This window comes from Caballeronia arationis (genome assembly GCF_001544975.2).
In the GTDB taxonomy this organism is placed as follows: domain Bacteria; phylum Pseudomonadota; class Gammaproteobacteria; order Burkholderiales; family Burkholderiaceae; genus Caballeronia; species Caballeronia arationis.
Genome location: NZ_FCOG02000114.1, coordinates 1 through 18694, shown reverse-complemented (window position 1 = coordinate 18694; position 18694 = coordinate 1). Strand labels below are relative to the sequence as shown.

The following is an 18694-nucleotide window of genomic DNA, read 5'->3' as shown; positions in this document are numbered from 1 at the left end:
TTGTCTGGACACGAACCTACGACAAAATGCGACATCTCTACTTGGCGGAAATGCGACATTTGAACTTGGGACCTACAGCTGAAATGTTGATAAAGTTGATTATGTAAAATCAAAGCGACACACTGTCTGGCATTCGATCGGAAGTCGCCATGGCGCGAAGGTTCATCAACCCGACTCTTCTACGCACAAACCCGCGGTCCGCGGCGGTGAGTTGGGTTACGGTCGGTCCTCAATCAACGGTGGCTCGATCGGTCCAGCGAACAGCCCCCCGTCGAAATACGCGTCGTCAAGTTCCATTATGGAGTCGTCTCCCATAAGAATTACGACGTATTCGCCCGTCCCATTGCCAGGCACCTCGGAAATTTCCGCGATGGTCTGTTGGGGCGATCTGTCGTCGACGAACCGCAACCAGTAGTAACCCGGAGTTGATGGCCGTGTGTCTGTCCATTCCATATGAACGCTCGCATCATCGTTTGACGGGAATATCGCTACTACACTAACGCTTCTACCCCGGAACGCCAATCCTTGATGACTTCTGTCGCCGCGTCGGTTCGCAGATCACTCATCCGCCTCCGCGGTGGAAGCACACCCTGTTGGTAAGTCTTCCGCTTTGATGCACTCGATATCGACGTCATGAGGCACCGTCGCCTCCACGTGAACGCGGTGGCGCGGTACTTTGCCAATGCGCGCGCATCGCGCCAGCGAAATTCAACGCGCCATAGTCAGGTCGCGCCTGTTTCCCGCAGCGCCGTGACATGTTGCTTGGCCGCTTCGTCGCCATGCGCTACCGCCCGTAACGCGAGAGCTAATCCTAGCTGCGTCTCATGAGCGACTGCGCTGCGGTCATCCTCGAAGAGTTTTACCGCGCGCCGCAGATGTTGCGCCGCCTGCACATGGAGGTCCGACGCCGCTGCGTGGTGCTGCGCGGCAGTCGGGCCACTTTCGACTGACCTTGCCGGCGACATTGGAGCGCCCGCGTGCTTGGCGGTGACATTAGCCTCGTCGATGGCATGCAGTGCATGGCCGTGCGCCAACACTGCCTGATGAGCGGCGTGATCATGATCCTTGCCTGCCTCGTAATACTGCGACGCCTCCCGGTGAAATCGCGCTGCTTGCTCGTGATGAGATGCGGCAGCTTCGAGGTGTCCCTTTTTACTTTGCTTGGTGTTCATGGCAACTCCCACTCCAACGGCGTCCCATCATCATTGACCGGTTGCATGCGACTTGCAACGACCGGACTTTCCCTTGCTGAAAATTACTCTCACCGTGGTTCACGTGAGCGAAGGCCGACCGGGCCAGCAATTTTCGTAATATCCATAAGAGTCAGACATGCAAGCATCAAGCCGTCCAAGGGCGCGTTGCGTCCTTGGCGTGCCCCGGTCAGTTGCAGCCTTTTTGCCGCAAGTCTTCAGCCGCGTCACTGGAGAAAACTGTATATATCGTTTTAGAATGGAATAACATCGATGGCCCCGAGTCGATGTTCCGGGTTTCGTTCATAGGAATGTCACAGGGCTGCCTCCAGAATAGCCAGCCAGCAAATGATCGCGAGACATCAAATGAATCGCACCTACCCATATCACGGTTTCGAAGTTGAAGTGGGGGTCGAAGCGGGCTTCCACTGGCGGAAAGGTGCGTCGATGTCCAATTATGGTTACATCGCAATCGTCCGAATCATTAAGGCGGGCGCGCCGCTCGCGCACTTCACACCCCTGCGGCTTGGTGAATCTGGCGGGGCGGCGTTCTCGACCGAGGGTGCCGCGATTATGGGAGGCTACAGTGCCGGGCGCCGCCTTGTGGATGACCTCCTACAAGGCGAATCGACGTAGCCAGGCTCACGATATTTTTTCTTGAAGCGCTTCCAACGATCGAGGTGAGTATCAGGCACTTGCCTATCATCCCGCGCGATTGCTAGGTCCTCGTGGCAACCGAAATCAAACAGCACCGCCCAACACGCGAGCGACGAAGTGTCTTCCCCATGCTTCGCCGTGAGCTATGGCGTCACCCACGGTCGCGAACGGCCCATGACTACCGCTCATTTCACCGGAATCCTCGGTGAGCACCGCGCCGTGAATCGGGGTTCGGTCAAGGCGAGTCACGATCACGCGGGCATTGAAACCAATGACGTTCTCCGCATCAGCGGGATCATCTTTTTGCAATGCGCTGATGACCAGCAGGTAATCGCCAACTTCTAGTTCTTTGTGCATTACCGTCTCCCTTCATCGGGGAATCGAGCGGGACGTCCTGCCAAGGGGCATCCCTGATTCTCAATCTTCCTCATCGGCGGCGTTGAGCACGTCCTGTCCGATCTGGAACGAACATCGCCGCAATGTAGTGCGCCGGTTCTCAGACTACTCGTCAATCGGGATATCGAACTGCGTCCGACAAGTTGGACATTTGACGTGCTCGAATTTGCCTCGCGCCGGCAATGCTGCAAGTGGCTGTTCTTCTCCAGCGAGGAAGCAGACCGGACAGGGAAACGCTTCGTGCGATCGCAGGCGGTGCCAACGGTCGACGAACCGTTCAACGTCCATTGGCTCTGCGCCGGTCGCTTCCAGATAGTCCATCAGGACGTGGAACAGAGCGGGGTTTTGCATCACGTCCTCAAAGAGTGCTTTTTCGCATCCTAGCACTCTGCTGATCTCGCCGATCGCCAGTCGCGCGCCATCGAATCGCCCGTGAAGACTATCCGTCGGGCGATGATTGCGCTCGAGCCTCGTCTCGTTGTCTCCATCATGACCTGATGCACGTCGCGATCGCGCCGGGCAAACAGCTATGGTTGGGATCGACTGCTCGCCGAGGATCAGCGCAAGGCACGCATGGCGCGGCTTCGCAAACCGTATGCCCTTGGCGAGTCACGCCTGCGCGGCGAGCAGCCTGATCTGTCCGGCGATTCCTTCGTCGAGCGGGGTGTAGACGATCATGCCCAGGTCCGGCCGGCCATCGACGGCGAACGCCGAATACTCGAGCGCGATCGGACCGAGCCTCGGGTGCTGCAGGCGCTTCACGGCTTCTCCGTCCTGATGTCCGAGCACATCGTTGTCGCGCCAGAACGCATCGAACTCGGGGCTGATGCTGCAGAGTTCATCCACAAGTGCGCCGGCTTCCGAGACGAGGCCCGCGCGCGCCACGTCCGCCCTGAACGATCCGACGACGAAACGCGCGACGCCTTCCCAGTCGTGCTGCTTCGCGCGCACGGCCGGATTGCCGAACAGGAAGCGCAGGATGTTGCGCTGGCCGGGCGGCAGCGCGCCGTAGTCGGTCAGCACGACCGCCGCCGCACGATTCCAGGCGACTACGTCCCACGTGGGCGTCTTGATGATGGCCGGGCTGGCTTCGAGCGAGTCAAGCAGGCGCTGCAGCCGTGGATTGACGCCCTCGACGGACTTGTAGCGGACTTCCGGCGGCCGCCCGAGCCCGAGCATGAAGAGGTGCTCGCGCTCGGTATCGGTCAGCATCAACGCGCTGGCGATCCGGTCGAGCACATCCGCGGACGGCGCGCCGCCACGCCCCTGTTCGAGCCACGTGTACCAGGTCGGACTGATCTGGGCGCGCTGGGCCACCTCTTCACGGCGCAATCCCGGTGTGCGCCGGCGTCCGGAGAATCCGAAGCTCGCCGGGTCGAGCCGCGAGCGGCGGTTTCTCAGGAAATCCCCGAGCGATAACGCCGTATTGACTGACATGAGAGACCTGAACCTGTTAGTCGCTTTACTATGATGAGGTCACTACTTTAACGGGATAAAGAATCGTCGGATAGTGAGCGGGTCACGACCAAGGAGAACTGACCATGCGCATCTTTCTGACCGGCGCGACCGGTTTTATCGGCTCTGCCCTCGTTCCCGAACTCATCGGGGCCGGTCATCAGGTGATCGGCATGGCCCGCTCGGATGCGGGCGCGCACACGCTCGTCGAAGCGGGCGCCGAAGTTCATCGCGGCACGCTGGAAGATCCCGACAGCGTGCGCGATGGCGCCGCCCGGACAGACGGCGTCATCCACACGGCTTTCGATCACGACTTTTCGAGGTTCGCCGAGAACTGCGAAAAGGACAGGCGCGTCATCGCCGCGCTGTGCGCCGCGCTCGCCGGTTCCGATCGTCCGCTCGTCGTAACCTCCGGCACCGGGATGGGCAGCGGCAAACACGGCGAGCCCGCAACCGAGGACGTGTTCAACCTCGATCATCCGAACCCCCGGATCGCGTCCGAACTCGCCGGCAATGCACTGCTGGACGCGGGCATCAACGTATCGGTAATGCGGCTGCCGCAGGTTCACAACCCGTACAGGCAAGGACTCATCACGCCGCTCATCGCCATCGCGCGGGAGAAAGGCGTCTCGGCGTATGTGGGCGACGGCCGCAATCGCTGGCCGGCGGCTCATGTCTCGGATGTCGCGCGGCTCTATCGGCTCGCGCTGGAAAAGCGCGAGCGCGGTGCGCGCTATCACGCGGTCGCCGAAGAAGGCGTCAGCAGCCGCGAGATCGCCGGGTCGCTCGGCCGGGGCCTGAAACTGCCGGTCGTCTCGATCGCCCCGGAGGACGCGCAAGCGCACTTCGGCTGGATGAGCATGTTCGTCGGCCTCGATATGCCGGCCTCCAGCGCGCAGACACGGACGCGCCTGAACTGGAATCCGGACGGACCGACGCTGATCGCAGATCTCGACGAGGCGCGTTACGTCGCGTCGTGAGTGTCCGCGACAGAGCATGACGGCATCGGCTTTACGCTGTCTGCGAGCGCGTTCCCTCGCGCTCAAGCCATGCGCGGAACAACGCAACCAGTTCGTTCGGGGCTTTCTCGTCGGGCACGTAGGTGCAATAGCTTCGCGATGGCAGACGAGGACCGTCGAACGGCGCGACCAGCCGGCCGGCGGCAAGGTCGTCCGCGACTAGCGCAGTGGGCCCCATCGCGATGCCCAGTCCGTCGATGGCGGCTTGCAGCGTCAGATAAAAGTGATCGAAGGTCAGGACCCCGGCGGGCTGGAGCGCGGGCATCGATGCCTTTGCTAGCCAGTCCGGCCAGAGCCGTGGAAGGCTCGACGTATGCAGCAGCGTGTGCCGGCGCATGTCGTCAGGCTGAATAAGCGGCACGCGCTGCAGGAGCGCCGGGCTGCAGACCGGAAGCCGCTCCTCGGACAGGAACGGCCGCATCGAATAACCATAAAACGTGTCCGGGCCGCCACGGATGACGATGTCACAGGCATCCGCGAGACTCTCGACCGACTCGTTCGATGTCTCCACGTTCACGTCGATGCCGGGGTGTACTGCGTGGAACCGCGCGAGTCTCGGCACCAGCCAGCGCAACGTGAACGTCGCGGGCGCGTTCACCGACAGCGTTCGCGCCACCGTCCCGGGCAAACCGTATCTCGCGGTTGCCTGCGCGAGTCGCCCGAACAGCGGACCGATCTCTTCCAGATAAGCCTGCGCCGCCGGCGTGAGCGACACGCGCCGGTTGTGCCGTTCGAACAACGGCGCGCCGAGCCACGCTTCCAGCAGACGCACATGCTGACTCACCGCGCCGTGAGTCACGTGCAATTCGACTGCCGCATCCTTGAAACTGCCGAGCCGGCCGGCGGCCTCGAAGGCGCGCAATGCGTTAAGTGGCGGCAATGTTCGTTTCATTCGCAGGAGTTTTTCTATCGCGAGCGGCCAATTTATCTGGTTTGTCGGGGCCTCACAAGATAGTTATGCTTTCTCCACCACCGCCGATGTCGATGCAGGCAGCAAAAATCCGGGGCATGGACAAGAATCGACAGCCGGCGGCCCGCGCCCTTCCCTAACCTTGATTACGCATGCTGAGCTATACCGGCGGTCTCGTCCTTTTTGCCGCGCTGCTTCACGCGACCTGGAACGCGATGTTGCATGGCAACCGCGACCGCTTCCTCTCCATGACGTGGATGAGCATCGCCATTGCGGTGGTATCCACGGTCGTCGTCGTATTCGTGCCGTTGCCGCCCGACGCGGCATGGCCGTGCATCATCGCGTCGGGGCTCGTGCATATCGTCTACAACGTGACCCTCGTGCGCGCGTATCGACGCGGCGATCTCGCGCAGGCGTATCCGATCGCGCGCGGCTCGTCGCCGCTGCTCGTCGCGCTTGGCGCCGCGCTCTTCGCGCATGAAACGATCGGGCCTTTGCACGCGCTCGGTATCGCGATGATCTCGGGCGGCATCATCTCGCTCGCGCTCGAAGGCGGTTCCGTGTCCCGCTCCGGAGCGCTCGCCGCACTGACGGTCGGCGCGACGATCGCGGTCTATACCGTGATCGACGGCATCGGCGTGCGCTCGACGAGCGGCCAGGCGCTCGCCTACACCGCGTGGATGTTCATGTTCTATTGGCTGATGCCGGTGCTCTTCGTCGCGATGCGCGGCGTCGACGCATTGTGGACGCCGATACGCGCCGCGCCGCTGGCCATCGGTTCGTCGCTCGCCGGCGGACTGGTGTCGATCGCGGCCTACGGCATCGTGATCTGGGCGATGCAGTCGGGCGCGATGGGCACGGTATCCGCGTTGCGGGAGACCAGCGTCGTGTTCGCGGTGCTGATCGGACGGACGTTCCTGCGAGAAGCGATAAGCGGAAAGCGCTGGTTGGCATGCGTGATCGTCGCGGCCGGAGCGATCTGTCTGGGCCTATGACCGACGACGCGGCGCCCGACGATTATCCCGCGCTTCCGCCAGGACCGACTATTCGAGCGCCACGGACCCCGGCGGCGTCGAGCGCGCCGGGAAGAAACCGGGCGTCTGACGATCCCGATGCGTCTGACGCTTCTCTTCCGCGCTCGCAATGTAGTTCACCAGTTCGCGGTTCAGATCGGCGTCCTTCGCACCCGGTCGCCACGGCACGCAACCGTGTTTCTTGCGCGTCGCGCGCGCGAGCGCCAGCGCATCTCTTGCGGCCTTGGCGCTTTCCAGACCCACTTCCTCGCCCATCGCGACCGGATCGCCGTACTCCGCGAACGAGCCCAGGTCTTCCCTTCCCGCGTGGATCCGCGCCGGAAAGTCGCGCAACTCGGATACGCTCCTGTGGCCGAGCCGTTGCCACTGCACGCGCTCGGGGAACAGGAAGGCCGGCAGCATGATGCTCCTCAGCGCGTCGCGACTACCCGTGCGGCTGATCTCGGTAAGCGCCCAGTCCGCGCGGTGCATCATTGCCCGGCACAACCGCGCGTAGCCTTCGAGCGAGACGGCGATTTCCAGAGCGGCGTCGCGACGATCACGCCGATGCGCAAACCGGTTTCGCAGGCTTTGCATCGCCAGGACGACAAAAGCGCTGACGGCGCTCGACGTAACCACGATCGCGAGCCAGCTCGGCCAGTCGATCTGCTTCAGAAAAGCTGGCATCTCCTGCCACTGCGTCTGCCACATGATTCGTCCTCAGAACTGTGGAGCAGAAAGTATAAGGATTTCGGCTATTCGTCCGGAAAAAAGTGACGCGATCCGACGCCCTGGTGTGTGGAATACACGACGGTCCAGGAGCCGTGCCGGCGCGCCGAACGTCAAGCGGCGTGAGAGGCAATGCTGGTAGCATGCGACCCACCCTTCGCATGTCATCCGACTTCAGTCAGAGAATGAAAGATCCGACCGCCCGTTCAGTCTCGCTCGGCCCGCTTCCCTACGTCGTGGCCGCGACCTTCTTCATGGAGTACCTCGACACCACCATCATCGCGACCGCGCTGCCGCAAATGGCCCGTTCGTTCGGCACGAGTCCGAACGCGTTGAGCCTCGGCATGAGCGCGTACATGATCGCACTCGCCATTTTCATTCCGGCGAGCGGCTGGGTCGCCGATCGCTTCGGCTCGCGCAGCGTGTTCTTCACCGCGATCGTGACGTTCACTCTGGCGTCGCTCCTGTGCGGCATTTCGCAGGACGTGGTGCAGTTCACGGCGGCGCGGGTCCTGCAAGGCATCGGCGGCGCGCTGATGGTGCCGGTCGGCCGCCTGACCGTGGTGCGCAGCATCGACAAGAAGCAGTTGATGCAGGCCATCTCGACGATCACCTGGCCCGGCATCGTCGCGCCTGTGGTCGGCCCGCCGATCGGCGGCTTCATCACCACCTATGCATCGTGGCGCTGGATCTTCCTGTTGAACCTGCCGGTGTGTCTCGCCGTGCTGATCGCGGTGCTCAAGTGGGTGCCGAATCTGCGCAGCGAGGAACGCCGCCCCTTCGACGTCGGCGGCCTCGTGCTGAGCGGCCTGACACTCACAGCGATTCTCTATGGCGCGGACATGGCGATCCAGCCCGACACCAATCCGTGGATCGGACTCGCCGTCATCGTCGCGGGTCTCGTGATCGGCGTGCTCGCCTACCAGCACGCACTGCGACGCCCGCATCCGCTGATCGACGTGACGACACTTCGAATCCCGACGTTCTCCGTGACGGTGATCACAGGCACTTTCACGCGCATCGGCATCGGCGCTGTGCCCTATCTGATGCCGCTGCTGTTCCAGATCGGCTTCGGCTTGTCCGCGTTCCATTCGGGACTGCTGCTGCTCGCGAGCGCGCTCGGCAATCTCGGCATGAAGGCGCTGACGACCGCCATCCTGAAGCGGCACGGCTTCCGGAACGTGGTGATCATCAACTGCGCCGTCTGCGGCGTATTCACGATTGCGTGCGGCCTGCTCACGCCCGCATCGTCGCTCGCGCTCACGCTGCTCGTCGTGTTCGTCTACGGCGTGACGCGCTCGATGCAGTTTTCGTCGCTCGCCACGCTCGCCTATGCGGACGTGCCGCAGCCGCAAATGAGCGCCGCCAACACGATGTGGAACGCGGCGGCGCAGATGAGCATCGGTCTTGGCATCGCCTTCGGCGCGCTCGCGTTACGCGCGGCTTCGGCTTTCCACGACAACGCCGCCACGCACGCGCACATCTTCACGTTCGACGACTTTCGTCTCGCCTTTCTCGGCGCGGGCTTGCTCACGCTCGTGTCGATCTACGGCTACGTGAAGCTCTCCGGCGATGCCGGGCACAGGCTGAGCAACGCATCGAGGTGACGCGCGGGGCTGCACCACGGTGACGGCTCTGCTCACCCTCGCCCACAGAGATTGAAGGTCGAAAGTCTGTGGTTGCGACCGTGGGTAGATACGAAACGGACGACTCGCACGACCAGCACGACGCTCTCCTCCGCATGCAGCGTTTGACGAACTCCGACGCGTAGTGCTTCACGCAGCGAAGGTCGACCCCACGGACCCGGATAACAAACCGTCCGAAACGGATGGTTGAAATGACCGTGAACAATGTCCGATTTAGCTGGGGTTGGCAAGACATGGGCGTTTGGACCGTCTGCTATAACTAATAGGGACGTAAGGCCGACTGTAAGCAAGAATGCTCTGTCTGGAGTGAAGCATGCCGCACGCTCGAACCGCACTGTTCCTCCGAACCTCATTGCGCGATTCGTTTCATCCACGACATCGACGATTCGTGGCAGGGCATTCCCTTCGCGCGATTGCATTGATCTTGTTCGCGACGCGATTCGCCCATGCAGGTCCACTGCCCGAGGCCGGTAACTTCGCTGCGGGCGCCGGCGCGATTCGCGCAAATGGCAACACCCTCGACATCACACAGACCACGACTCGCGGCGTCATCGACTGGCGCAGCTTTTCGATTAGCAGCGCCAACAGCGTCAACGTCAACAATGGTTCGGGCGCAACGCTTAGCCGCGTGACAGGCATCGACCGATCGATCATCGACGGCAAGCTGAACGCGACAGGCAGCTTCTACCTCATCAATCCACATGGCGTGCTGGTCGGGACAAGCGGCGTCGTCACTACAGGCGGGCGCTTCGTTGCATCCACGCTCGACATGACCAACGACGCCTTCATGAAAGGCGGCCCGCTCACGCTGACCGGCGATAGCTGCGGCGTCGTCGTCAACCTCGGCAAAATCGGTTCAAGCCAGGGCGATGTATTCCTGATCTCACACGCGACCGTCGTGAACGAGGGCACGGTGGAAGCGCCGCGCGGAACGGTCGAACTCGCGGCAGGCAGTCAGGTGTTGCTCAAGGATTCGACGAGCGGTCCGCAGGTGTTCGTGCAAGTGGGTAGCCAGGGCAACGTGATCAACGAGGGTGCGATCAGCGCTGCGCAGATCAATCTGCAGGCCGCCGACGGCAACATCTTTGCGCTCGCGGGCAAGAACAGCGAGTTGCGCGCGACCGGGACCGCGACGCGTGACGGTCACGTGTGGCTCGTCGCCGATAGCGGCACCGTGCAGAGTCACGGGTATGTAGGGGCATCGAATGCGAACGGCAGCGGCGGCACGGTGGATACCACTGCGCGGACATTCGATTTCGATTACGTCGTCGTGGATGCCGCGCAATGGAACGTGAGCGCGCCCGCCTACGTGGCGGGCCCGCGATCCGCTGGAACGTTGGCGAGGAACCTGTCGAGCGGCACATCGATCACCGTGAACACGACGGGCACGCAAGGCTCGAGCGGCAACATCGACGTGCAGTCGGCGTTGCGCTGGAGCGGCGACGCATCGCTCACGTTGAACGCGCAGCACTCGGTGAATGTCAGCCCCGCTGCAACAGTCGGGAACACAGGTGCCGGCAATCTGACCTTGCGCGCGGACGCTGGCGGCGTCAACAACGCCGGCAGCGTAACCAATGGCGGCACGATCGACTGGTCGCACAGCACGGGCACCGTCGCGGCACTCCATGACATGAACGGGACCTACACTGCAGGCGCGATACGCAGCAATCCGGCATGGAGAGCAGCAGACTACAGCGGGCTCAAGACGCAAATTACGGCCTATAAACTCGTCAACACGATCGACGATCTCGCCAGCATTTCGAGCGATCTCGCAGGGACCTATGCGCTCGGCAAGGACATCGACGCACGCACATCGACCACAAATTTCACTTCGCTTGGCAGCCGCACGCAAACGGCATTCAACGGCCAGTTCGATGGCATGGGCCATGTCATCAAGGGCATCAAGGTAACGGGCTACGACGAAACCAATCCTTCTTACCTGGCCTACGTCGGCCTCTTTTCGACGATCGGCAGCGCGGGAGTGGTTCGCAATGTCGGGATCGTCGAATCGTCCGCGAACTCGTTCGTCGCGGCGGTCGGCCTGCTTGCGGGGACGAACAACGGCCTCATCACGCATGCGTATACGTCGGGTGACGTGTCGCCGTTCAATGCCGTCTCCGGTGCCGGCGCGGGCGGCCTCGTGGGCATCAACAACGGCACCGTCGAACGCTCGGGCAGCAGCGCAAAGGTCACTGGTTCGGGAGAACTGGGCGGCCTCGTCGCGACGAACAACGGCCTGATCACTCAGTCCTACGCGACGGGTTCTGTTAGCGGCACCGCGTACACCGGAGCAGGCGGCCTCGTCGGCGTGAACGATGGCACGATCCGGCAATCGTATGCGTCGGGCTCGGTCGGCGCGCTTGGCACGGGCGGTCTCGTCGACTTCAACACAGGGACGATCAGCGAGTCGTTCGCGGCGACGTCGATAGCGCCGGGCGTGCCGCCTTCGGTCGGCGGCATAACGCGCAACAACACCGGCACGATCAGAAGCGACGTGTACTGGGACACGCAAACGACTGGCCGCGCCAACGGTGTCTTTGAGGGCACGGCGGTTCCGGCAGCGAACGGTTTCACGACCGCGCAAATGAGCCGCGTATCCAGCTTCGGCCCGACTTGGAATTTCGGGCAGAACGGCGTCTGGGTGATGCCGGCTGGCGCGACTCATCCGGTGCTAAGGTGGCAGGTTGAACGTTGAACGTTGAACGTGCGTCGCGCCCCGGCTTCAGCTGTGCCTAGATCGCATTCCTGCCCCAATCATGCAACGGCCTCAGCCTGACGCGTACGCGGCAGCATCCGGTCGAACTCGCGCTTGACGATGCCGTAGCATTCACACGCGCGAGCCTCAAGAGCGGCGCGATCGAGCACCTTGATGCAACCGCGGCTGTGATGGATCAGCCCAGCGTCATGGAGCTTGCCGGCCGCTTCCGTGACGCCCTCGCGACGCACCCCCAGCATGTCGGCGATCATCTGCTGCGTCACGCGAAACTGGTCCGACGATGTGCGGTCTGCCTGGATCAGCAGCCAGCGGCACAACTGCTTGGAGAGCGAATGATGACGGTTGCACGCGGCCGTCTGTGCCACTTGAGTCAGCAGCGCTTGCATATACAGCAGCATGATGCGACGCAGAAAGTCCGAGCGACCAAAGTGTTCGCGCAACGCACTCGCGCTCATGCGATACGCGAAGCCTGCGCCTTGAACCTGAACGCGCGTGGGCATCGTATCGCCACCGGTCAGCACGGGCACGCCCGTCATCCCTTCACGACCCACTGCCGCCACTTCAACCGAGCCACCATCTTCCATCGTGTGCAGAAGCGAGACGATGGCCGTGGTCGGAAAATACACGTGATGAATGCGTTGGCCCGAATCGCACAGCAATTGCTCGGTGCGCAACTGAACAAGTTCGAGATGAGGTGCGATGGCTTGCCATTCATGCGCCGGAAGCGCGCCCAACAAATGATTGCCGTGCAGGTCGGACTGAAGGGTCAACATGATTTTCTTTCGCCTGGTCTGTGCGCTTTGCGCTGTATTTTTCCGGTCCGCTTCAAGTTTCGTGAGCGCATCTATTGGCGTTCATCGAAATATGTTGCAACCAGCCCCGTAGCACGTTATTGCCGCCGGTTCGATTCGGTTTGGCGGCTGTTTTTGTGCTTTGTCATACATAAGCGAGAGCCGTGCCAGCATCCGCAAACCCCATACCAGTAACGAGGCAGTCGGAATGTACTGCGGCGTACCCCTGGACGCGCGAACGGATTTGATTCAGTTTTGAACAGATGAAATGACCATCCGATGTCGCTGATGCCTTTGGCATTACTCGCTAAGAAATCAGTTTTGCGTTTGCGCGCCTTTGTTGACAGGCTCATATTCGAAATAGAATTTCGAATATCGGCACCGGAACGACGTGTGCCAGAAATGTTGCCCGATTGATTTTTGGTCAGCAGTGAAGCCGCTGAAATCGGGACGCTGAGCGGGGGCGGCACGGGCTAAAGCCTTATTGCAGGGGGCGCTGGCGCCGTTGCTTCGTTCGCACGAGTTAGCCAGGAGGGCATCACGCAAGGCAATTGAAACCGTTGCATTTGTGATATCGACTGCGCCTCCTTGGCGAGTCAACGCCCTGGTTCACATGCGCTACTCCCGATTCAACGATTACGCAACGATTCGATTGCTATTTAAAACCGATACGCATAATCGCACGACTGCGGCACTGTTCGTATTTTAAGGGTTTCGGACAGCGTCATTTTGACGTTCCCCCAAGGAAGTCGGATCGAAATGGATAATGAATGACCGAGTCTCGCAGTGCAGGACAAAAATCCGACGACCCGCGGGTTCGCCGCTTTCAGTCATCCGGAAAAGCAATTTGTTTTTTCAAAAGCTGCGAGCTGTATGAAGATCGAATATTCAAAAGCGACGATTCAGCTAATCGTTTGCGGCGTCCGTGGCGATGCTCACGTAAGGCGCCGATGCTAAGCGCCACCAAGCTTCTACAGCAGCAGTCCCTGCTCGAGCGCATAGCGCGTCAACTCTGCATTGCTCTTGAGGCGCAACTTCTGGCAAATGCGCGACCGGTACGTGGTTACCGTGTTCGGACTCAAGTGGAGCGTCTTCGCGATCGCAGCGAGGCTTTCGCCGGACACGAGGAGCTTCAGGACCTCAAGCTCGCGATCAGACAGTGCTTCGTGCGACACCGCGGGATGGCCGCCAACGTTGAGTGCAAACTGTTCGGCAAGTGCGGGGCTGATGTACTTGCCGCCTGTGGCAGCCTTGCGGATCGCGCCGACGAGCGTTGCCGTGGGGCTGTTCTTGGTCAGGTATCCAGCTGCCCCATGCTTGAGCGCTCGTACGGCATAGATTTCCTCCGAATACATGCTCAGCATGAGCACTGGCAGATCGGGCTTCTTGACCCGGATGAGCTTGAGCAAATCAAGTCCGCTGCGGTCCGGTAACGCGATATCGACGAGTGCGACATTGAAGTCCTGCCGCTGGACGAGATCGAGCGCCTCTTGAGCCGTCTCGGCCTCCCCAGTGACCTCAATGTCGCTCGCGGTCCCGAGCATGAGCCGCACGCCGTTCCGCACGACCGTGTGATCGTCCACGAGAAGGACGCTGATCGAGTCGCTGGTCACGGAATCTGGTCCAGAGGCAACCGGAAAACGACCGCAGTACCGCAGCCGGTGATTCCCGTGATCTTGATCTCGCCGCCGACATGGCGCGCCCGTTCCTGCATGCCCGCGATGCCCCACGACACGCCGTTGAAAACGTGCGAGGCTTCGAGACCCTTGCCGTCGTCCGTTACTTCAACGATGAGCGCCTCTTTGTCGAGGAGGACCCGCACTGTGATCTGCGATGCCCCGGCGTGCCGGATCGCGTTCGTCAACGCTTCCTGAACGATGCGAAACAGCACGATGCTCGTTTCCGCTGCGAGCGTCATCGCAGCAACCGGCGCGTCGATCGTTACCAGGCAGCTCAAGCCGGTTTGCTTCTCGATCCGCCCCGCGTACCACTCCAGCGCGACCCAAATGCCAAGTTCGTCCAGCACGCTGGGGCGCAAGTCCGTGATCACCCTGCGCACCGTTTCGATTGCCGTGTCGGCGAGATCCGATGCATCGGCGAGCTGGGGATCGACGGGTCGCCCTTCCGCCGTTGCGCGGTCGATCGCGACCGAGACATATGCCTTTATACCGGTGAGCACGCTCCCGAGTTCATCGTGTATTTCGCGCGCGATGCGCCTGCGTTCGTCTTCGCGAATTCGCTCCTGATGCGCGGCGAGCTGGCTGAGCGCAAGCTCAGTCTGTCTGCGCCGTGCGACTTCGTATTCGAGCGCCTTCGCCTTTTGCTGCAGTAGTGCAGTCGCGCGATGGAACTGATCCGAGTCCGCCGCCACATTTACATATTCCTCGGACGCGCATACGTGCGAGTGGGCGGCGGAAATGCGGCGAAAGGCGCCCGATTCTTCCTCACCCTGAAACAGTTCCATCGGATAGGCGCACAACAGCGAGAAGTCGTGGTCGCGCGCCAGATCGTTCCATAATTCCTCGAGCCGCACCGCAGCTTGCGCCTTGCCAGCCGCGCACAGCAGCGCGACCATCTCGCCGAAGGCGCGTACGCGTAACGCGCCGTTGCGGGACGCCCGGCGAATGACCGATCCAATGACGTCGGCGAATCGAGCGGCATCGGGCCAGCCATCGACCATGAAACTTGCAAGCGTCTCCTCGGCGTCGAGCGAAATGAACCGGGCCTCTGAGCCGCTCTCGACCGAGGCGATGCTCACCCGGCGCCCGATCGCCTCCCGGTGCGCATTTCCTGCGATCACGATTGCACTTTCGCCGGCGCTGAGCGCCGCGTTAATGAAACGCGAGACCTTTTCGTAAAGGAACGATTCACTCTCGTAGAACTGGACAGCATGCTTGCACATCGAAGGCTCCGGGGCCGCTCGTTCGTTACGATTCTAGCAGGGGCGCGAGTTGCACCGTACGTGCCATCGAAGTTGTGCGGCTCAGCGCCCGTTCGCGATGCCCCGAGGGTCGCATGAATCGTTAATGTATCGAATCCCCTACAAGATTCGTCTGCAATTCTTGATGGTGATGGCCGCGCGCTCTGTCAACATAGACCAATGACGAGCAATTGTCTGCCCCAGGCCGCTGCAGCCTGGGCAGCGCTCGGTCATCCAGCGTCGCACATACACAATCTCATGCACCGAGGTCCTGTCTCGAGTGCGGAGAGAACCTATAAAGACGAGACAACATGCTGACTCCCCATGAATTCGCTACGCTGATGCTGGTCAGGGATGGGCCGGATGAGGTCGACCTCACCCGCGCCGAGATCAGCACGCTGGTCGAGCGACACCTCGTATCGATGGAACGTCTCGAATCGGGCCATCACCGTCCTTATCTCACGCACGACGGCGACTCGGTACTCAAAGCGGTTGTGCGCACTGGAGGTGCGTACGCGCCCCGCGCCTGTTCTTTCGGCTTGAAACGCCGGACCTGATCTCTCGACCGGTTCGCAGCGAAATAGCCGCATCGCGCCGCGGTGCGCTATCGCCTCATGGGTACGCCGACCATCCGCTTTTTTTGCGGCAATTCGAATCCGGCACCCAATAATCTTTCGGGGAGTGACCGGTGGATGCGTGCGGTCGCGTCAACGACGCATCGATCCCATCCGGTGCGATACAGGTCTCACACCGAATCAAATCTCCAGGAGTTCTCTGATGAACGCGTTGGGCCCCGAGCATATTTCCACGGCGCAGAAGGCTGCTTTCGACGGTTTCTTCGACCTCGCAAGCAAACTTTTCGAAGGCGTCGAAAAGGTGGTCGCACTGAATGTGCAGACAGCAAAGGCGACGCTCGCGGACACGTCGGCGAACACTGCCAAGACATTGCTTGCAAAAGACCCGAATGAATGGTGCGCAGTTCAAGCTAGTTTCGCGGCGCCCTGCGCTGAGCAAGCCCAGTCATACGGACGGCAACTTCTGGAGATCCTATCGTCCGTTCAGGGGGAATGTCTGCAACTCGCACAGGCAAGTTACGAAGAGCATAACCTGCGAATGCAAAGGCTTGTTGACGAGGTGACCAGATCAGGGCCGGCAGGCTCCGAGGCAATGATCGCTGCCTGGAAGTCGGCAATTACCTCGTCGCAAACATGGTCCGAATCGTTGCAACGGACGGCGCAGCAGACTGCGGACATCGCGACAAGAAGCCTGAAAACTGCGACCGAGGCAGGCTCGACAATCGCCGCGCCCTCCCACTGATCGACAAGCGCCCGCGAAAGCGATGCGATCAAGTGCGAAGGAGGGTCTGGCTACATGGCCGGTGCGAACCTCGCGATCAATGGTGGCCGCCCCGGTGCAGTGGGCCTTAGCATTGGAGAGTCTCGGATGGACGAATCGATTGTGGCAACCATCGTGGGGTCATCCGCGTTGCTGATCGCGGCGATGATGGTCGTCGGCCATTATCGCCGCGAGCGTCGACGGCAGCGCTTGATCCAGCATCTTGACGACGCCTGTTGGTGGCACAGCACCCGCCCCTGGCGCTGATGCAAACGCGTAAGCTCGCTACGTAAGCTGCAATCCAAGCGAGTCGCTTCGAACGCAACTCGAGGAATGCGGCTGGCTGGTCGAAGTCGCGACCCGCGCGAACGAGGATCGCCACGCGCTTCGCCACGAATTCACGACGGGCGGCCTGCTCGACCTGCCCAAAGCGGCCGAGCACCGTTCAGAAGAATTTCATCTATTGCTCACGCGTCAAGCGGGCCGGCCGTCGAGCGGTTTTTCGTCAAGGTTACTGGCGAATGCCGCCTTCTTGTGGGAACCGTCACAGAACGGCTTGTTGTTAGAGTGGCCGCAGCGACATAGCCATGCTTCGTCCTTATCCACGTCGATCGGCGTTCCGCCTTGCGTGACGATGCGGAACTCGCCCTTGACATGATAGGGGCCATCGTTTCGTGGAGTGATGATTGCAGTTGCCATATGCGCCTTCAATGAGTATGAACCGCGCGAACCCACGAATTGGCAAAGCCCTCAATACCACGCCGGGACGCAGGTCCGGCTTTCAGCTTACATCCAAAAACGCACAGGGGCCAGCAGCGGTAGCGCTGCAATCCGTCCTGCCAATTATTCTCGCGCAGTCCGCTAGTCATTTACGACATTCCGAGGATTACCAGACGAGAGCGTCGCGACGTCGTCGATGAGTTCAGCCTTGCGCTCAAAGCGACGCTCTCCATCCAGCTACCTACCCTACTGACGCCCGACGCGACGCGATCCATGTCCAACGTTGAGGGAGCTACGGGACTCGCCTCGGAAAGGATAGCCGGCGTCAATCAACTGCTTAACAGTCCCCAAAGCGGGTCATTCCTATGTCGACTCCATGTCAGCGCTGCGCATGGCGGACGCGAGCCACTTCTTGATCGCCCCCGCCGAACTGCAGTGCCAACTACGGCAACTTACATGCCCCCCAAAGGCTTTTCCACGATCAGCTTGTTGGTGACCGAAGTTACTCCGGGAACGCCCTTCGCGATTTCCGCGACCTTGCCAATCTGGGATGCGTCCGTGACCGTGCCACTGAGTGTCACGGCGCCGTCTTTCGCGACGACGCTGATATTTCCGGCACTAATCTCCTTGCTCTTCGAGATGGCGCTATAAACCTGCCGGCGAAGGGCACGATTCGCCTTCCTTCCGGTGGCCGGCGCCGCCGAACTCGACGCGGCCGCCGCGGATGTGCCCGGCGCACTGGCCGTTTCGCTTGTCTGGGACCATGCGGTCATGGAAGTTGCAACGACTACGGCCCCGACGGCCAGCCTGAATGCCTTGATGCTCTTCATTGAATACTCCGGGTGCTTATTGTAGGTTGCGAAATCAGAACGTATGGCGGATGCCGGCCATCGCCGCCGTGGTCGACTTGCCCGGCGCGACGGGAGCCCCATAGACGATCGTCTGGTTCATGGTGCCATCGTTGTTGACATACCCGACTTGCGCGTACGCCTTGGTCCTCTGGGACACGTTGTATTCAGCACCCACTGCGACTTCGCTCGAATGATTCGCCGAATTGTTCCGGTCTTTCAGGTAGTAAAAGCCGGAAGTGACCTTGAAGCGCGGACTGAACTGGTAGCCCAGGCCGCCGGATGCCATTTCGAAGTCCGCGGTGTTGGTGTTCGCCGGGTTCTTGCCAATGCCGTACGAGGCGGATAT

The 18694-nt window shown here is 61.3% G+C and carries 20 protein-coding genes; 9 read left to right on the top strand and 11 right to left on the bottom strand.

Going from position 1 to position 18694, the window contains the following annotated elements; genetic code table 11:
* Nucleotides 1-722 precede the first annotated feature (722 nt).
* The gene (locus AWB81_RS33500) at nt 723-1172 is read right to left on the bottom strand and encodes a hypothetical protein (protein ID WP_062641627.1); all 450 of its coding nucleotides are present in this window, start codon (nt 1170-1172) and stop codon (nt 723-725) included.
* Nucleotides 1173-1556: 384 nt separating this feature from the next.
* On the opposite strand from AWB81_RS33500, the gene AWB81_RS33495 reads away from it, so the two are divergent.
* The gene (locus AWB81_RS33495; RefSeq protein ID WP_062641625.1) at nt 1557-1826 is read left to right on the top strand and encodes a hypothetical protein; all 270 of its coding nucleotides are present in this window, start codon (nt 1557-1559) and stop codon (nt 1824-1826) included.
* A 105-nt stretch (nt 1827-1931) separates the two neighbouring features.
* Here the strand turns inward: AWB81_RS33495 and AWB81_RS33490 are convergent, their stop codons facing one another.
* The gene (locus AWB81_RS33490; RefSeq protein ID WP_087135372.1) at nt 1932-2204 is read right to left on the bottom strand and encodes a hypothetical protein; all 273 of its coding nucleotides are present in this window, start codon (nt 2202-2204) and stop codon (nt 1932-1934) included.
* Nucleotides 2205-2399: 195 nt separating this feature from the next.
* On the opposite strand from AWB81_RS33490, the gene AWB81_RS33485 reads away from it, so the two are divergent.
* On the top strand, nt 2400-2627 hold the full coding sequence (locus AWB81_RS33485; RefSeq protein ID WP_062641623.1) for a hypothetical protein: 228 nt from the start codon (nt 2400-2402) through the stop codon (nt 2625-2627).
* A gap of 225 nt (nt 2628-2852) precedes the next feature.
* On the opposite strand, the gene AWB81_RS33480 is transcribed toward AWB81_RS33485, so the two are convergent.
* On the bottom strand, nt 2853-3680 hold the full coding sequence (locus tag AWB81_RS33480; protein WP_062641622.1) for a helix-turn-helix transcriptional regulator: 828 nt from the start codon (nt 3678-3680) through the stop codon (nt 2853-2855).
* A 104-nt stretch (nt 3681-3784) separates the two neighbouring features.
* On the opposite strand from AWB81_RS33480, the gene AWB81_RS33475 reads away from it, so the two are divergent.
* Nucleotides 3785-4678 carry an SDR family oxidoreductase gene (locus AWB81_RS33475; protein WP_062641620.1) on the top strand — a complete coding sequence of 298 codons (894 nt, stop codon included), beginning with the start codon at nt 3785-3787 and terminating at the stop codon, nt 4676-4678.
* Between the two features lie 31 nt (nt 4679-4709).
* Here AWB81_RS33475 and gcvA read toward each other — a convergent pair whose 3' ends face one another.
* On the bottom strand, nt 4710-5609 hold the full coding sequence (gcvA, locus tag AWB81_RS33470; RefSeq protein WP_062641618.1) for a transcriptional regulator GcvA: 900 nt from the start codon (nt 5607-5609) through the stop codon (nt 4710-4712).
* Between the two features lie 170 nt (nt 5610-5779).
* Here gcvA and AWB81_RS33465 point away from each other — a divergent pair, with 170 nt between their 5' ends.
* The gene (locus tag AWB81_RS33465; RefSeq protein WP_062641614.1) at nt 5780-6622 is read left to right on the top strand and encodes an EamA family transporter; all 843 of its coding nucleotides are present in this window, start codon (nt 5780-5782) and stop codon (nt 6620-6622) included.
* A gap of 48 nt (nt 6623-6670) precedes the next feature.
* Here the strand turns inward: AWB81_RS33465 and AWB81_RS33460 are convergent, their stop codons facing one another.
* Complete coding sequence (locus AWB81_RS33460) at nt 6671-7351, bottom strand: hypothetical protein (RefSeq protein WP_062641613.1); 681 nt, start codon at nt 7349-7351, stop codon at nt 6671-6673.
* Nucleotides 7352-7554: 203 nt separating this feature from the next.
* On the opposite strand from AWB81_RS33460, the gene AWB81_RS33455 reads away from it, so the two are divergent.
* On the top strand, nt 7555-8976 hold the full coding sequence (locus AWB81_RS33455) for an MFS transporter (protein WP_062641611.1): 1422 nt from the start codon (nt 7555-7557) through the stop codon (nt 8974-8976).
* Between the two features lie 427 nt (nt 8977-9403).
* Nucleotides 9404-11710 (top strand): two-partner secretion domain-containing protein, encoded by a 2307-nt coding sequence (locus AWB81_RS33450; protein ID WP_235026040.1) that lies wholly within the window; start codon nt 9404-9406, stop codon nt 11708-11710.
* Between the two features lie 59 nt (nt 11711-11769).
* Here the strand turns inward: AWB81_RS33450 and AWB81_RS33445 are convergent, their stop codons facing one another.
* The 3 genes from AWB81_RS33445 to AWB81_RS33435 all read right to left on the bottom strand — a co-directional run bounded on the left by AWB81_RS33445 (nt 11770) and on the right by AWB81_RS33435 (nt 15424).
* Nucleotides 11770-12504 carry a Crp/Fnr family transcriptional regulator gene (locus AWB81_RS33445; protein WP_062641610.1) on the bottom strand — a complete coding sequence of 245 codons (735 nt, stop codon included), beginning with the start codon at nt 12502-12504 and terminating at the stop codon, nt 11770-11772.
* A gap of 989 nt (nt 12505-13493) precedes the next feature.
* A complete protein-coding gene (locus tag AWB81_RS33440; protein WP_327372949.1) occupies nt 13494-14105 on the bottom strand; it encodes a response regulator in 612 nt (203 codons plus the stop codon).
* A 26-nt stretch (nt 14106-14131) separates the two neighbouring features.
* Nucleotides 14132-15424 (bottom strand): MEDS domain-containing protein, encoded by a 1293-nt coding sequence (locus AWB81_RS33435; protein ID WP_062641605.1) that lies wholly within the window; start codon nt 15422-15424, stop codon nt 14132-14134.
* 329 nt (nt 15425-15753) lie between these two features.
* Between AWB81_RS33435 and AWB81_RS33430 the strand changes: the two genes are divergently transcribed.
* The 3 genes from AWB81_RS33430 to AWB81_RS46560 all read left to right on the top strand — a co-directional run bounded on the left by AWB81_RS33430 (nt 15754) and on the right by AWB81_RS46560 (nt 17044).
* The gene (locus AWB81_RS33430; protein WP_062641603.1) at nt 15754-15999 is read left to right on the top strand and encodes a hypothetical protein; all 246 of its coding nucleotides are present in this window, start codon (nt 15754-15756) and stop codon (nt 15997-15999) included.
* Nucleotides 16000-16219: 220 nt separating this feature from the next.
* Nucleotides 16220-16759: a TIGR01841 family phasin gene (gene phaP / locus AWB81_RS33425; protein ID WP_062641601.1), complete on the top strand. Its 540-nt coding sequence runs from the start codon at nt 16220-16222 to the stop codon at nt 16757-16759.
* A 126-nt stretch (nt 16760-16885) separates the two neighbouring features.
* A complete protein-coding gene (locus tag AWB81_RS46560; protein WP_167306372.1) occupies nt 16886-17044 on the top strand; it encodes a hypothetical protein in 159 nt (52 codons plus the stop codon).
* 207 nt (nt 17045-17251) lie between these two features.
* Here AWB81_RS46560 and AWB81_RS33420 read toward each other — a convergent pair whose 3' ends face one another.
* From AWB81_RS33420 to AWB81_RS33410, 3 genes are all read right to left on the bottom strand, one after another.
* Entirely contained in the window at nt 17252-17476 is a 225-nt protein-coding gene (locus AWB81_RS33420) for a CDGSH iron-sulfur domain-containing protein (protein ID WP_062641599.1), read from the bottom strand.
* Nucleotides 17477-17949: 473 nt separating this feature from the next.
* A complete protein-coding gene (locus tag AWB81_RS33415; protein ID WP_062641596.1) occupies nt 17950-18327 on the bottom strand; it encodes a BON domain-containing protein in 378 nt (125 codons plus the stop codon).
* Between the two features lie 34 nt (nt 18328-18361).
* Nucleotides 18362-18694 (bottom strand): porin (locus AWB81_RS33410; RefSeq protein WP_144444242.1); only part of this gene is annotated, 333 nt, incomplete at its 5' end.